This window comes from Pantoea eucalypti (genome assembly GCF_009646115.1).
Classification (GTDB): Bacteria; Pseudomonadota; Gammaproteobacteria; order Enterobacterales; family Enterobacteriaceae; genus Pantoea; species Pantoea eucalypti.
Window position 1 is genome coordinate 1215537 of sequence record NZ_CP045720.1, and the last position, 14493, is coordinate 1230029.

The following is a 14493-nucleotide window of genomic DNA, read 5'->3' on the forward strand; positions in this document are numbered from 1 at the left end:
TAACTATGGAAGATACAATCATCTTTTTTTGAAAAAGATAATGTTCTGTCTTCAATTATTTCTGAAATGGTATTGTGAGTATTGTTGCAATTATTTGCCGATGTTCTTTCAAAATGATCTGCAAGCTTTCTTTTTTGTTGATCTTTGTATAATTCAACTAGCCGTACTGGTTTCTTTCACGTGAAAGAAATTTTTTTAAGTATCTAAATGGATTATAAATAAATACAAAAATAACAAAATAAAATTGCAAAATTTAAATCGATAAAATAATGATAAGCCGTAGTGATAACTAAATGTAAAGTTTTCGGAGGGTTATTATAATGTCGTTTAAAATAAAAAAATTTGTCATGAGTAATGGAGAACGAGGCTGCTTGATTCTCAACAAAGAAACACTACTACCAGTTTACTATCAGAACCTTTATCTCACAACTAATGTCAGGAACAGAAGTGCGACTGCATCAACGATGGAGATAGTCGCAACGAATCTACTTATCCTTAGCAATTTTATGAAAAGTAGAAAAATAAACATCATTGATAGGATTGAAAGCAAGCGGTTCCTAAATGTAGCCGAAGTAGATGACCTGATACGGTATGCAAAGCAAAGATTCGATCAACAAAAAATTACGAATGTAAGATTACTCAAAGGAAAGCAGATTGCTACAAGAACTTTTAGTTACAGGATACACGTTTTTTCAAATTACCTAAAATGGTTGTGCGGATTGATTCATTCTTTGAAGGGAATCCATGCCAGATATGAAGTCGAAAGTTTTATTGAAAGCATAAGGGCGCACTTTCCGCGAAATCGCTCACTCAGCATCAATCACAGAACAGATAAATCGATAAGTGAAGAACAAATAAAAACTCTGTTTAGGCTGTTGGAAGTCGAAGGGAGCCAAAACCCCTTTCAGAAGGAGGTTCAAGTGAGGAACAGGCTCATTTTTACCTTACTACTGAATTGTGGGTTGAGGGCAGGTGAATTACTAAATCTTAGGGTAAATGATCTAAATCCTAGAAATAACACACTGAGTATTGTTAGAAGACATGACTGCATTGAAGACCGAAGGCTGAATCAGCCATTAGTCAAAACTGGCGAAAGGATAATCCCATTATCAGACGAGTTAGTGATAGAGATCTTCGATTACATAAATAATTTTAGGGATAAATACACTAAAAAGAAAAAACATGACGTTCTATTTGTAACTCACAGTGCAGGTAAAACAGTAGGGGAACCTTTATCTGTTTCAGCATATGAAAAAATAATTTCTACTATTAAAAAATCAAGCCCAGAATTAAAGAACTTATCAGGACATAGATTGAGACACTCTTGGAACTATTTTTATTCAAATGAAATTGATAATTCAAATTTAGATGTCAGCCGAAAATCAGGATTGAGATGCTATCTAATGGGTTGGTCCAAAGATTCAAAGATGTCAGAGAATTATAACTTCAAACACATATCAATTAAAGAAAAGGAAGTTATTGGAAGAGTTTATGAATCTTTGAAAAAGATAACTGAGGGTCAATATAATGGAAACATGTAAACTAAGAAAAGAGAGTCTGGTTTTTGCAAATATGCAGGGGTATAGCTTCAAGCTTTCTGATATCAAATGGCAATTAGATAAAGAGAATTATATTTTCCCACATAAGATTGCCGATAAAATGCCAGAGTCGATGCGTATTGGTTACCTTACTACCTTGGCTTACTTTTCGGCTGAATACAGTGCAGGTTACACAAAAAACATCAACCAGATATTTAGTAAATGGTTAAGGATGATAGACATTAAGACGATAGATGCTAATGCGGTTTATCAATTTAATGTTAATTTAGGTCCTGAGAAAAACTACAAACTAAACTCTATAAGGAAGTTTCTAACGAAGTGGAAAAAGCTCGGTTATGTAGGAGTTGAAACCTCAGCTTTAACAATGCTGGAAAAAATAAAGGTTAAGACTAATTTGACAGGTGAAGCGGTCAAACGAAGAGATCCAAATAGTGGACCGCTAACTGGAGAAGAACTGGAAATCGTTCTTGAGAGTATCAGCAATTTGTTGAAAGAAGACAAAATTCCTATGTATCTTTATTGCTATGTCATTCTTTTAGCAACCACGGGAAGGAGGCCATTACAGTTAACTTCATTAAAAGCAAAAGATCTCATCAGAACGGGAGAAGGTTGCTTTCTAAACATACCGAAAGTAAAACAAAGGAAGGACTTTAGAAGTGAGTTTAGCTTGGTAAGTATCGATGACTGCCTTTATGAGAAATTAACAACCTTGATTGATATGAATCAAAAATACATTGAAGATAATGTTAGTCAGAGTATTGCTCATATAAAAAATAAATTACCTATATTCATGGACACATAAAAATCTGTATCCATTCAGTCTGGTCAAAGTTTAGATAAAATCATGGAAACTGATTTTTTACACATGAAGAATTCATTTATTTCAAACAAACTAAATAACTTTACTACTAAATTTAACATTAAATCATCAAGGAATGACGAGGCTATACGGCTTAATGCAAGACGATTCAGGTATACGCTTGGATCTCGTTTAGCAAAGGAAGGAGCCTCAGTTGAAGTGATCGCTAAAGCATTAGACCATAAATCTATTAACTCATCAGGGATATACGTAAAAAATAGCTCAGACAATGTTCACGATATTGATAAGAAACTTCATTCATTTTTTGCACCTCTATCGAAGATATTTCTTGGTGGCAATAGCACACACAATAAGAAGCTCTTTACAGAATATGTTTTAAATTCTTTTGGATTTACTGATTGTAAGCACGAACACATAGAGTGTTTTACATGCAAAAACTTTATAGCCTGGAGTTCTCAATGACAAATATATTCATATTCGAGCCAACTAATACTAACAATCCAAAACTAAATGTTGAGGGTTTTATTGAATTTTCTAAGAGTAATATCTTTAACTCTAAGTTAGCCAGTTCATGGGAAAGCAATGTATGGAAGGGATGTTACAGATTCAATAAATTTGATATCAACAATAATCGAAATAGCAAAGATAGATTAGATGATAGCTTCATCGATTTTGCTAAAGCTTATATGTTTCATATTCATTCTTTTAACAAGTCAAAGTTAAACCAGAATGCTTTGGCAATGTTGAAGGTCGTTGAGTTTGTGTTATTGAAATCATACTGTGAAGCTAATGTTGTCAAGTGTAATAATTACATTTTTGATGAGTGTATAAGAGTAGCAACGGCTAAATATACGAAATTAACAGCAGTTGGAATTGGTAAGGAACTTGAGAAACTATGTTTATTTTTGAGTGAAAACAGGATGACAAGTTCATCATACTTTTTTTGGGTAAATCCGTTAAGGCATAAAATAACTCAGAGTTGGCAAGGTTATGAACCTTCGCTTGAAGGGCACTCAAAATTACCAGATATAAAATCCGTCATAGCCATTGCGGAGATTTTCTCAAAAGATGAAAGCCAACTGTCTGTGAGAGACATTTTCACAACGTCTGTTCTTGCACTGCTGATGTGTGCACCAGGACGAATCTCGGAAATTTTAAGCCTTCCAGCGGATTGTGAGATTACAGAGCATGATGACAACGGCATTGAACGATATGGTTTAAGATTTTTTTCAGCGAAGGGGTATGCTGGAGACATTAAATGGATTCCTACAGTAATGGTCTCTGTAGCTAAAAAGGCCATAGCCCGATTGAGAAAGTTGTCCAACCATCCAAGGTATGTTGCAAGAACAATGGAAGGTAAGGTCCCTGAGTCATCCAGACATGAACTGTTCAGTAAAAAGCCTCAACATTTCCCTTGGTATGATGAAGAGAAGAAAATCAAATATTCTAATGCTTTATGCCTGTTATTTGAGGGGCAATTGTGCCAGAAAACGAGCAAGCTTTTGAAGCCTTTGTTCAGACCCACTGCTCAGTTTTTTAGACTGGATATTGATGCCTTAGCGAGTCTCAAAGGCACAACAAACCTCTTTAAAAGACACGGTTATATTAACGAAGATGGCAGCCCATATTCACTTAGGACCCATCAGTTAAGACATCTACTAAATACGTTTTCTCAAATCAATGGTATGGACGAGTTTAGCATCGCCAGATGGTCTGGAAGGAAGCTTGTCTCACAAAATGTTTCCTATGATCACCGATCACACTTACAAATGATCAATCTCATGAAAGATAAAACTTCAATCGGAGCCGGTAACAGTCACAGGAAAAAAGAAATAGCTGTTATGGAAATAACTGATTTCGATTCATTGAAGAATGGAGCTGTGCTCGTCACCAAGCACGGTTACTGCAAGCACTCATATGCTTTTGACCCATGTGATTATTATCCAATACAAGACTCTGGAAAGGATGATGAACGACTAATGGTAATGCATAATAAAATTATTGAAAAAACTCATCATGATAAGAATGATGGGAATGTTAATGCTGAAAAATGGTATGCGTTTCAAACTAAAATAATAAAAGGAGAATAAATGGCTAAACATATTACTGGATATGATGAAAAATTGATAATGAAAGTTATTAATACCTGGAATGACGATAAGAAGCTGACCTGGGAGGCTTTATGCGACGAGTTGATAAAGATCATTGGGAAGAGACCTTCAAGGCAATCTTTAAGTAGTCATGTTAAAATTGCCGATTGTTTTAATTCAAAAAAGAAGCTTCTCAAGTCTGGTGTGAAAGAAACATGTGCGGTTAAACCTGCTAATTTAAAAATTGCTTGTCAGAGAATAAAAAGGCTCGAAACTGAAAACGAAGCCTTGATAGCATTGAATAACAAATATTTAGAGCAGTTTAAGATATGGCTATATAATTCTCATTTAAAACAAATTACAGCCGAAGAGCTTAATCGTCCTTTACCTAAAAAAGATATTTAAATAGAAATTGATAGGTTTTAACTATTGACATGATTGAATATTATGATATTTCTTTAAATGTCAGGATGACATTCACAACAGCAAGGATGCTACTATGAATAAATTAAACAGATATTTGCCAGATCAGAAGTTTTTGATACTCCTTAATCGCTTCATTCTTCGATACGATGAATCAGACTGCAATAAAGAAAAAATCGTAAAAGATGCCTACCTGTTCTGTGTAGGATACTTTTTGAAGTATCAGCAAGACTATCAGAATCCTTATCTGAAGGGACCAAGCAACATTATTGCAGTTTTGAGTTCGGCTTTGCTCAGTCCAAACTTCTATACAATACCTTCAACTGTCAGCCTTGAACGAGTGCTGTATTTCTACAAGTTTATCATCGAATACATTATCTGGAATGAGTATGAAGTAGAAAGAATATTTGCTACTCAAAAACAGAGCTTTACGCCTTCAACAGAGCTTAAATCAGATGGTTTCAAAATGAAGAAAAGGGTTTAGGATATACTTTTTATTGATTATGGCGATACAATAACTATGCCATATGATCTTTACACTTAACCTAGGGCGAGTGTTCTGCAAATGGATCATATGGCATCTCAGCTTTAATGTATGATATATTTTCTTTTATCTTATGGCTTTTCAGGATGATGAAATGAACGATTTTGAGCAAAAGCTCCTTCAGAATGGATTCTCGGCGAAGGATATCCGCAAGCTTAATGAAATTCTTACCCGAGATGAGAACAAATCAGATACACTTCAGTCTCTCATTCAAGAGCTGAGCAAGCGCTTTTGGGCTGGTATAATTTCCATGCTCATTATTTTATCACTTTTCATTTATGGTATAGCGAAAGGGCATAAAGAAAGCCTGATTTCTTATGCTATCGTCCTTATCATCGGTGCCATAATCGTTTACTTTGTCATACCAATGAATCTGGCCTGGAAAGCACACAGGTTTGCTAGTAATAGCAAAAGTTAGTTTCCATTTTGGTTGTGATTCATCTGATAGAGGTTCACACCTATAGCGCTACCTTTCCAGACTGCTGTTGCACCTTTTAGCGCCAAGTCTTGTTTGCTCATCATCTGCACCTGGCGATAGTAATCAGTAGGGAGATACTTGAATATTCTCCAAGCCTCGGGTTTCAAAGTCAGTTTGAAAATTCCGTAGTAAGATGTAGTGAGATCAACTACTTGGTAAGCAAGCAGACCCAGGCGTTTATCAAATCCAAAAAATTCAGCTACATCCTGATAAGCTTCAATCACCGGATTGGAAGGATTCGAAACTCCTCTTAACTTGTCTATGCTTTCCGCCATTGAACCTGCACCATTAGCAATCAATGCAGAACCAGCAACAACACCGATAAGATTTCCACTGAACAGTGATCCAGCAAACAAGCCTACCCCAGCCACCAACTGAACAGTCCCAAGAACAACGCCGATGCCGTCGATGACATAGCCAATGATCTTTTCATGGTCATGGTAAAACTTCACAGAAGACGAAACTACGGCTTCTCCTGTTCTGAGCATCCTGTCCTGAATCTTTAGGTTTTGGGCTTCTTGCTTAAGATTTTGGATACACTCCTGACACTTATCATCTGAGGTAGAATTGCGGATTGTCTGGATCTGCAAGCGGGTGAACTCTCTTATTTCATCCTGAAACCTTACACGGACTAGCGCATCCTTGAGATGGAACTGTGAGAGGGATGTGGCAACATTGACTAAGTGATTAGCCTCAAGACTTGCCATACTTAGAAAGTAGTTTGATTGTCTGTTCCTGTCCCAGTAGTTGTCCATGATTAAAAGCCCTTATTAAAAAATCAATAATAATAGAAGGATTCTTTAAAAATCAATAATCTTCTTAATTATGATTTACTATAGGTATTTGCTTTGATGACAAAATAAACAGGTTTATAATACCAACCACGAAGAAACCAATGACCTCTACCGGGTTTTCTTTTAAGTTTCTCCATAACATCGATTGCATCTTCCCAAGTAATAGGGTGGCTATCCTTCTTAATGGTATTGCAAATATCCTCTTGCTCTATTATTTTAATTGGCTGTGTAAAATAAATTGAATGTTCTCCCCCATTCTCTTCCGTCAAAAATAAAACTTCTTGATTAACTGATTCATTTTTAGGGATGTTAATCCAAATTTTTTTTGAGTCACTGAGTTCATATATGTTTTTAGCAAGTGGGAAACCGCAAAAAACAGTTATGGGCATATTTTTAGCAGCAGCGTTAAATTCAAATATATAGTTATTTATCTTCCCTTGAAGTATGTGGTTTTTCTTTGTGTCTACTTTGGGTCTACGTGAAAAGAAGGCAACTAAGTATACATTTTCATTGCCATGCAAATGTTTTGAAGTTAAATTACCCTCTCTTGTCTTCCAGTATTGGATTGGTGCGTTTTCACCCAAGCTTTTAATTAGCTTTGAAAATTCTGGAACTAAAGAAAATTCGACTGTTTTTTCAGAACAAAAACTTATCATATTTGGTTTCTCTCAGGATTTGAATGGGAAATATTACACTAATTATTAGATAAAATATGGCTAGGTGAGTGATTTTTGATAGTTTTTAAAAAAATCAACAAAATTTCTTGCTACGTAAGCGTTAGATACCATGTATTCTTCTGTTACACCACTTTGAGACTGGAATGTAATATTTCCATAAATGCAAATCGGAATTTGATAATTATCTTTAAATCTACGATCAGGAGAGCCATTCTTGTTCGTCTTAGCCCAAGTATAGCCAGCTATTTCTGTATCCTTAGGAACATCTTCTTCCTCATGAAATCCATGAGCCTCACAATTGATGTCTAACTCTCTTATATCTACTAAAGCAAATGCCCCATCTACACGCGGGATCACAGCAACACCTGGATAGAGCAAAATATCGTCACCATTGATATTTTCAAAGCGCATCGCCCTTCCTTCGAACTGAATAAGCTCAGTAGAGCTGTAACCGAAAGTTACGGGATGACGATTTACAGTTCTCGTTGCGAGAGTTCTTTCCGCAAACTGATCAGTAGACTTATCGGCGGTTATATCCCATTTTTTCATACTGGACTTCAAAGCGTCAAATGCACGAACCATTGCTGCATATGCTCGCTGTGAAGCATCACTGCTTTCGAAGTTTATTGCGATTTTGGTGTTTTCTTCCCACAATTTTAAACGAGATATTTCGGTCTGCGTTTGAGGTAACTTCATCTCAAGTTCAGCAATGCTTTTCTTATAAAACCATCGGAAAAAACTTGATTTCCGACGTGTTAATTCTTTTTTTTGCATTGATTCTTCTGCAAGAGCTTCTTTCAAATCAGACTTTACTTCCTCTCTTTGCTCTCGTGCTTTAGCAATTAAATCTCTCAAAGGTAAAAGTGAGGTACTTGTTAAAACTTCAACTGATGCACTTGATATCTCATTCATACCGAATTGAGGCATATATATTTTTGCATTGGAAGGAATGTTGTCATCAAATGATTGCGGTATATTGAATAAATGCTTTTGGGATGCAATATCTGGCTCTTCAATGATTGAAGGTTTGGTTTCGTAGGGTATAGTCGATGTAGAATATGATAAACCCGAACCAGGCAACCCAAATGTTGCTTTTACCCCTCTTTGTCCGAAATTAACCGTTGCTCCAGGCACTCCTATACTTGCGCTAATACCACTTTTGGAAATGTTAAGACGGACTCCAGGAAAGAGGGTAAATGTTTTTCTGAAGCGGAGAGACATAAGTAATTCCTTGAGATAGTGAGTTAAGGAGTGATAATTGTTAACCCCTTAACTCATTAATATTTTAGTGCCAAGTTTGAAAATATATTAAAATCGCTCGCAAAATTCTATTTTTAATGCTAAAAACTTTTCAGTATTAGTTTCTTTTAATAAGAATTTTTATTATCAATTCGACTGTAATGCGCTATTTTCAATGAAGGTTTTACGAGCAACATTTCCAACGATATTGGTTGAAACACCATCGAAAGTGCCCCCTATGATCCCGCCTACAATAGGTATCATCTTGCCCAAGTTTATAGCTCCTTTTTCACCAAACTTCGTCAGCAGTCTAAAACCGACCTGCTTATTGATGGCAAAAATGGTTTCTTTTGAAATACTTTTGATCAACTGAGTGGACATTTTGGAACCAATGATGATACCCGTGCTTTTGAGTATATCTTTTGCGGCATTCCCAGCAAGGCAGCTATAGACAATGGTTTTTACGCGATCATCTTTCACATCATATCCGCCCATGAGAGCGATAGCCGTGATCATGCGGATTTGAACGTAAATGACAGTAGCTATGCTTGCGGGGATTGCTACAGGGAGGGTGATGATTCCCCCAAGGCCGGAGACAAATCCTGTTGTGGCTGATTTAGTATTTTGCCATCGAATGAGGGAGTTTACTTTTTCAACTAAAGTGTCATCACCCCTTAGATAGCTTTCCGCCATTTCATATGCCGAGTCTGTTCCTGGTATGCTTCCATCCAGAGCCTTATCGTAGGCCCAGTTCAGAGCCTGCATGATTTTACCTTCGTTTAACGCTTCAGCCATTCTAAGTCCCTATTGAAATTTTATGAAAACATAGAACTTATCGGAATGGTTAAGTTTATCTTTACAGTTGAGAAATAAAAAAAAACCAATCAACCGATTGGTTTGTTTAAGTTACTGATAAATAATATATTAAAGTTTATCTATTAATTGTGTTGTCAAAAATATGCATCCAGCGCTTAAGTTGTAGTTCCGTATCCCGGATGCCTTCTTGTGAGTTGAAGTCACCTTTTTGAGGAAAGAACATTACTCTCCATTCTGGATACTGAACATCGTCCACTGCGATGTAAAAGCCCGATTCTCTGAAATCATGAGTGCGGTCGAGTTCTTTGTTGATACCAGCCCGTTCTCTCGTAGTAGACAAATTGTATCGCCACTCTTTGATTGCTGAGAACGGATAGGTCTTTTGTTTGTTCTCTTCCTTGAGATGGATAAGTCCTCTTTGCTGGTCGAGCTTCATAAAAGTGGAACCAAACTCATGACTCCACATACCGTCTTGCTCGCCAAAATGGTCTCTGGTGCTGGCATTCCACTTTTTGATACGGAATTTTTTATAAGCAAACATCAAGAGCATGATGCTCGCGAAAACCCATACGATTGCAAGCTGGACCAACCCCTGAATTCCAGAGAAATAGAAAATGACAATCGGCAGTGCAATAGCAATCCACACCCGTTTCATCATAAGGAAGTTGGGTTGTTTTACTTCAGTTGTTGCTGTCATAGATTCTTCCAAGGTTAGTTTCACAGAATCGAAGGCGCACGTATGCATCAGCTTATTCTGCTGATAAATCAGTGTGCTATGTGGTTTCGTTTGAAGTTACATTACGGCTTGGAAATGGGGTCTAGCAAATCATTTGTACCGATCGATCGGTTTCATTTGATAGTTTATACCTATCACGAATATTTTATTGATCAGTAATAACGATCGATCGATTTTGCCTATCGATTTGAAAAAGAATGAAAATAGTTATAGGGTTTGACTTAGTGAGTGGTTTTAACTCACTGAAAACTAGCTCTTTAAGGTCGTTTGAAAACGTTTTTTAACGCTGAATTTTCAAAATTTACCTCAAAAATCTCTGGTGCCTCAGAGTTGCCGGTTCTTATTGCTGTATAGATGACATTTCTTTTTAGGGGATTGATAATCGTTGAGCCAACAGCTTTTAAACTGGCAACAAGCTCCTCAAGATAAGGTATCCACTGCAACCAGCGAGACCGGATATGTTCTCTGGAATTTGCCGTAAGGGGTGTAGCAGTGGGATGAACTTCAATGGGATTCAAAAAGTTTTCTTTGTCGGCAATCGATACAGTAGCAACAGCCTCTGTAGGATCAGTCACGGTGATTCGCTTACTCATGTTTGACCAACTGTATGCCTTACCGAGCTGTGATGCCTTAAAAGCGACTCCCTGATGCTCAAATGAAAAACCGTTCATCTTGCCAGTAGATGCGATGTTTGCTTTCGCTGATATGTTCTGCTTTTGTAATTCATATATGAAGTCTTCGATAGTGATGGTATCGAAGAAGGTGAGGATCGCATCTACAGCTTCCTGTATCACTTTTTTAGAAGGTTTCTCTCCGGTCCTATCCTGCATCATCTTTTCATTACGAGTGAGCTTCCTTTGCTTCTTGGGCGGTTTAGTAGGAGAAGGACCTTTCGTTCTGGTGAGCTGATGATCTTCTTCAAGCTCCTGAATGACACGAGTGCTCTTAAGGTTCTCGTTCCTGCCCAGGTAAAGCTGGCCATCTGCTATAACGTTTATGCGAGAAGCAATAATATGTATGTGTTGTCCAGCTTCATCGTCATGGAGGACATAACAACGAAGGTGAGTGTCACAGAAGCCCATTCGCCTCATGTAGTCGTCAGCAATGTTCCTCCATTGTTGATTTGTGAGTGATTCACCGACAGGGAGACGAAGGGAGTTATGCCAAACTGGTTTCGTAACATCCTCTCTTAGCTTCTGAGTCTTTAAGAACTCGGCGGTCAGTTCGTCTACAGTAATTCCGACAAGATTGCCACCAATCACCATTGGTGTAGTCATATGATGAGGAGCAGGGGAAAGAGCATACGAGACGACTCCTCGGAATTTTTTACCCCTTTTTATTTTATTCATACCCTTCATCTTGGATGATCACTTTTCAAGTGTCAGCAGAGCATCTCTTACATGCGACAGTTTCAATTTTAAAGCGCTTACTTCCTGCGATAGTGGCTGAGCATCTTCGCCTCTGCGAAGCAGGAATGAAGTAAGATCATTCAGTTTCTGTAGGGAACCAGTAAGCTGCTGCCAGGCTTCTTTGTTAATTTCGGGAACAGAAGGGGGAAGTTGCTTGAGAGCTGAAGATCTCAGCCAACAGCTTTTGCTAAGCTGGCCTCTGGACTGGTTTACTTTGCTCAGCTCGACTTCGTTTAATCTGACAGTTACTGAGTGTTTGCGAAGACGATTAGGGGGTAATTTTTTAACGGCAGGCTCATTGGTAAATGTAGAAGGAAACGCATCGTCGAACATAATATTGTTTTTTTTCATATCAACTCCTTTTGATATTTTTGATTAATAGCAAATCCATATGCTATCTATAATAAATACCATAAAGATCAATCGCGTCAATGGGTTGGGGTTTGATTTTGGGGTTGCTTTGATCTTTCTTTTTCAACCGAAGGGCAGAAAAACAAGGCAACTGAGCATCGCTCAGTTAGCCCTTGCTTCAAAGTAGCAGAAAGAAATTTAACGATTTAGTAATGGAAAAAACAAATGCAACTGATCATTTAATATATCTAAAAGATATTAAAACATTAATTAATATTCATTTACTAAAATTTGGTTTAAGTAGTAAGCGGTGATTTTTTGTTAACTATATGAAATTTAAAGATAAAATTTATTGGTGAGTTTATTGAAACTTATTGACATACATTTGTTAGATCTGTAATTTATTAGGAATGTTCTTATTTTTCTGAAATGATCTCTATAAAGACTTAAGGGAATTTTCTATGATTGGTCAAAATTGATGGATAAAGATAAAATTGAGCTGATTATCAAATCACTGACAAGGACCGATAGTTATCTAAACTATGCAAATACTAAGTCAACCATATTATTAACATTGTCATCAGCTATCTTGACTATAGTTGGTGTTAACCTGTCAAAAGTGCTTCCGTGTGGAATTGAAGGATATAGTAATTTTTCATGGGTTTTATTTATAACATTCCTTATTTTAGGAGTGTTGCTTAACATCTTTTCAATTATTAAGTCGCTAGGTTCAATGGCTCCCTTTATTAAGGAAAGTAGCAGAGAGAACATTTTTTCTTTCGTTGATATTACTCATTACTACAAAAGTGGGGATGACTACTTTAATAAAATAGCCAATGAGAATTATTTAGATTTAGGAAGGCAGTTGTCAGTATTGAATTATACGCTATCAGAAGGGTTAATAAAAAAGTATAAAGGGCAAAAAGAAGCAGTTTTATATTTGAAGTTGTCACTTTTGTCTTTTTTAATGACGATATCATTTCCTTGGGTAGAGTATGCTTTGGGTTTATTTAATGATGAAGAGAGCGGAGTGATAATTTTAAGTCTTCTTGTTCTTTTGCTTCTATTAATTATCGTTATTTTGGTTGCCTTCATATTATACCTATTACTGATGGGAAGAAATAAAAAATGAGCATCAAAGATCTGTATAAAAATTTAAACTCAGACATTGAAAAAATATCTAAAAGAAGTAAGTCAGAAAGCTATGATTTCTTCAGCAAAAGAGCTTTTGACTCTGCGGGGATGGAGAATTTAGAGCCGGTATCGGAAAATACGAGAGATGTGGCCCTAGAAAGTTTTGACAAATCAATACTTGAAAGTGTTAATTCACAGAGTGTTGTAATAAGAGATGGCTTAACACCAATCAATGATTATGAAGGTGTTCGTGGCTTACGGGAAGCTTTTGGTAAGCCTGAGAGACAGGAAGTGCCTGCAATAGGAACCCATCCTGAATTTAGAGGTTTAGAATTAAATAACACAACTAAGTTTGGTTATGTAGTCACAATGTTTGTAGATATAATAGGCTCTACAAAACTTGGTCTCTCATACAGTCCTTCAGATGTATTTCTCTTTAAAAATAACATCATAACTGGAATTATTGAAACAATTAATGCATTTGACGGGCATGTGCATAGAATCATGGGAGATGCTGTCATGGCTTTTTTCCGAAGTAATGAAAACGAAGAACGCAATACATTAGAAAATAGTGCTATCGATGCCATTAATTGTGCAGCATATTTTATTGAAGTAATGAATGAAATAGTAGTGCCGCAAATAAAGGAAGTGGCAGACGAAAATATCGGTATCAGAATAGGTATTGATATAGGTGAAAGTGATTATGTTCTATGGGGTAATTATGGAATACCTGGTGTTAATGAAATAACTGCCACATCTTTTTATGTAGATATAGCATCTAAACTACAGCATAAGGCTCCTAAAAATTCCATTATGCTTGGCGAGAGTTTAGTAAAAAAATTAGGGCTTACTACTAATGATTACCTTGAATATAAAATGAAAAATAGTGAGCGGGATAGGTATGTCCTTGACTATACATCTAAAAATAAAAATAGATTACGGTATCGGCAGTATTTGCTGAATCAAGCCAAATACTTTTCACTCCTTCCGCACGGTGTTAAACCCTGTCGTATTAAAGTAGTGATTACTTATAGCAACGACGAATATGGATTTTCTAACAAACAGAATTATATAAGCTGTGGTTCAGTTGTTCCCAAAAACAAATGGATCAAGTTCCATGCTTTTTTTCATGAAGGTTATGGAGAGAACTATGAATCACTTAAATTCAAATTTCGTGTTGTGAACAATGGAGCTGAAGCCAGTAAAAAAAATAACAATGACAATCATGAAACTGAAATTACAAAGAAAGCTCATGAAAAAGAAAATGGTATATTTCATGCTTATCACCAAGAAAAAGCCTCTTATAAAGGGTTGCAGCATATGTATATTTCTGTAATTTCAAATGGAAATACAATAGAAGGGGAGTTTCCGTGCAGTATATTTATACAGTAATATTATTTTAAATTAATCACCGCCCTGCAAT

General features: G+C 36.4%; 14 protein-coding genes and 1 pseudogene. 8 read left to right on the plus strand and 7 right to left on the minus strand.

Annotation, left to right across the window (positions count from 1 at the left end; genetic code table 11):
• Positions 1-320 precede the first annotated feature (320 nt).
• The 6 genes and pseudogenes from EE896_RS05750 to EE896_RS05775 all read left to right on the plus strand — a co-directional run bounded on the left by EE896_RS05750 (position 321) and on the right by EE896_RS05775 (position 5854).
• Complete coding sequence (locus EE896_RS05750; RefSeq protein ID WP_153574543.1) at positions 321-1541, plus strand: tyrosine-type recombinase/integrase; 1221 nt, start codon at positions 321-323, stop codon at positions 1539-1541.
• Positions 1528-2841, plus strand: a pseudogene (locus EE896_RS05755) (tyrosine-type recombinase/integrase). Before EE896_RS05750 ends, EE896_RS05755 begins: the two are co-directional and overlap by 14 nt.
• Positions 2838-4469 carry a DNA-binding protein gene (locus EE896_RS05760; protein ID WP_153574544.1) on the plus strand — a complete coding sequence of 544 codons (1632 nt, stop codon included), beginning with the start codon at positions 2838-2840 and terminating at the stop codon, positions 4467-4469. Before EE896_RS05755 ends, EE896_RS05760 begins: the two are co-directional and overlap by 4 nt.
• Positions 4470-4874 (plus strand): hypothetical protein, encoded by a 405-nt coding sequence (locus EE896_RS05765; RefSeq protein ID WP_153574545.1) that lies wholly within the window; start codon positions 4470-4472, stop codon positions 4872-4874.
• A 94-nt stretch (positions 4875-4968) separates the two neighbouring features.
• The gene (locus EE896_RS05770; protein WP_153574546.1) at positions 4969-5376 is read left to right on the plus strand and encodes a hypothetical protein; all 408 of its coding nucleotides are present in this window, start codon (positions 4969-4971) and stop codon (positions 5374-5376) included.
• A gap of 154 nt (positions 5377-5530) precedes the next feature.
• Positions 5531-5854 (plus strand): hypothetical protein, encoded by a 324-nt coding sequence (locus tag EE896_RS05775; protein WP_153574547.1) that lies wholly within the window; start codon positions 5531-5533, stop codon positions 5852-5854.
• Here EE896_RS05775 and EE896_RS05780 read toward each other — a convergent pair.
• The 7 genes from EE896_RS05780 to EE896_RS05810 all read right to left on the minus strand — a co-directional run bounded on the left by EE896_RS05780 (position 5851) and on the right by EE896_RS05810 (position 11936).
• Entirely contained in the window at positions 5851-6669 is an 819-nt protein-coding gene (locus EE896_RS05780; protein WP_153574548.1) for a DUF4225 domain-containing protein, read from the minus strand. The two genes, EE896_RS05775 and EE896_RS05780, sit on opposite strands and share 4 nt — an antisense overlap.
• Positions 6670-6737: 68 nt before the next feature.
• Positions 6738-7364: a hypothetical protein gene (locus EE896_RS05785; RefSeq protein ID WP_153574549.1), complete on the minus strand. Its 627-nt coding sequence runs from the start codon at positions 7362-7364 to the stop codon at positions 6738-6740.
• Positions 7365-7424: 60 nt separating this feature from the next.
• Entirely contained in the window at positions 7425-8606 is a 1182-nt protein-coding gene (locus EE896_RS05790) for a DUF4236 domain-containing protein (RefSeq protein WP_153574550.1), read from the minus strand.
• A gap of 165 nt (positions 8607-8771) precedes the next feature.
• A complete protein-coding gene (locus tag EE896_RS05795; protein WP_110003357.1) occupies positions 8772-9419 on the minus strand; it encodes an EcsC family protein in 648 nt (215 codons plus the stop codon).
• Positions 9420-9555: 136 nt separating this feature from the next.
• Entirely contained in the window at positions 9556-10137 is a 582-nt protein-coding gene (locus EE896_RS05800; protein ID WP_238343231.1) for a DUF4755 domain-containing protein, read from the minus strand.
• Positions 10138-10433: 296 nt separating this feature from the next.
• Entirely contained in the window at positions 10434-11534 is a 1101-nt protein-coding gene (locus EE896_RS05805; protein WP_238343232.1) for a relaxase/mobilization nuclease domain-containing protein, read from the minus strand.
• A gap of 9 nt (positions 11535-11543) precedes the next feature.
• Positions 11544-11936, minus strand: coding sequence for a hypothetical protein (locus EE896_RS05810; protein WP_110003360.1), 393 nt, complete (start codon positions 11934-11936; stop codon positions 11544-11546).
• Positions 11937-12414: 478 nt separating this feature from the next.
• Here EE896_RS05810 and EE896_RS05815 point away from each other — a divergent pair, with 478 nt between their 5' ends.
• Together EE896_RS05815 and EE896_RS05820 are read left to right on the plus strand one after the other, a co-directional pair.
• Complete coding sequence (locus tag EE896_RS05815; RefSeq protein WP_110003361.1) at positions 12415-13068, plus strand: Pycsar system effector family protein; 654 nt, start codon at positions 12415-12417, stop codon at positions 13066-13068.
• Positions 13065-14462, plus strand: coding sequence for an adenylate/guanylate cyclase domain-containing protein (locus tag EE896_RS05820; RefSeq protein ID WP_153574552.1), 1398 nt, complete (start codon positions 13065-13067; stop codon positions 14460-14462). Before EE896_RS05815 ends, EE896_RS05820 begins: the two co-directional genes overlap by 4 nt.
• The last annotated feature ends 31 nt before the right edge of the window (positions 14463-14493 follow it).

What these genes read in the sequence shown, in the direction of transcription:
- EE896_RS05750 (WP_153574543.1), top strand. Translation starts at nt 321, where the DNA reads ATGTCGTTTAAAATAAAAAAATTTGTCATGAGTAATGGAGAACGAGGC.
- EE896_RS05760 (WP_153574544.1), top strand. Translation starts at nt 2,838, where the DNA reads ATGACAAATATATTCATATTCGAGCCAACTAATACTAACAATCCAAAA.
- EE896_RS05765 (WP_153574545.1), top strand. Translation starts at nt 4,470, where the DNA reads ATGGCTAAACATATTACTGGATATGATGAAAAATTGATAATGAAAGTT.
- EE896_RS05770 (WP_153574546.1), top strand. Translation starts at nt 4,969, where the DNA reads ATGAATAAATTAAACAGATATTTGCCAGATCAGAAGTTTTTGATACTC.
- EE896_RS05775 (WP_153574547.1), top strand. Translation starts at nt 5,531, where the DNA reads ATGAACGATTTTGAGCAAAAGCTCCTTCAGAATGGATTCTCGGCGAAG.
- EE896_RS05780 (WP_153574548.1), bottom strand. Translation starts at nt 6,669, where the DNA reads ATGGACAACTACTGGGACAGGAACAGACAATCAAACTACTTTCTAAGT.
- EE896_RS05785 (WP_153574549.1), bottom strand. Translation starts at nt 7,364, where the DNA reads ATGATAAGTTTTTGTTCTGAAAAAACAGTCGAATTTTCTTTAGTTCCA.
- EE896_RS05790 (WP_153574550.1), bottom strand. Translation starts at nt 8,606, where the DNA reads ATGTCTCTCCGCTTCAGAAAAACATTTACCCTCTTTCCTGGAGTCCGT.
- EE896_RS05795 (WP_110003357.1), bottom strand. Translation starts at nt 9,419, where the DNA reads ATGGCTGAAGCGTTAAACGAAGGTAAAATCATGCAGGCTCTGAACTGG.
- EE896_RS05800 (WP_238343231.1), bottom strand. Translation starts at nt 10,137, where the DNA reads ATGACAGCAACAACTGAAGTAAAACAACCCAACTTCCTTATGATGAAA.
- EE896_RS05805 (WP_238343232.1), bottom strand. Translation starts at nt 11,534, where the DNA reads ATGAAGGGTATGAATAAAATAAAAAGGGGTAAAAAATTCCGAGGAGTC.
- EE896_RS05810 (WP_110003360.1), bottom strand. Translation starts at nt 11,936, where the DNA reads ATGAAAAAAAACAATATTATGTTCGACGATGCGTTTCCTTCTACATTT.
- EE896_RS05815 (WP_110003361.1), top strand. Translation starts at nt 12,415, where the DNA reads ATGGATAAAGATAAAATTGAGCTGATTATCAAATCACTGACAAGGACC.
- EE896_RS05820 (WP_153574552.1), top strand. Translation starts at nt 13,065, where the DNA reads ATGAGCATCAAAGATCTGTATAAAAATTTAAACTCAGACATTGAAAAA.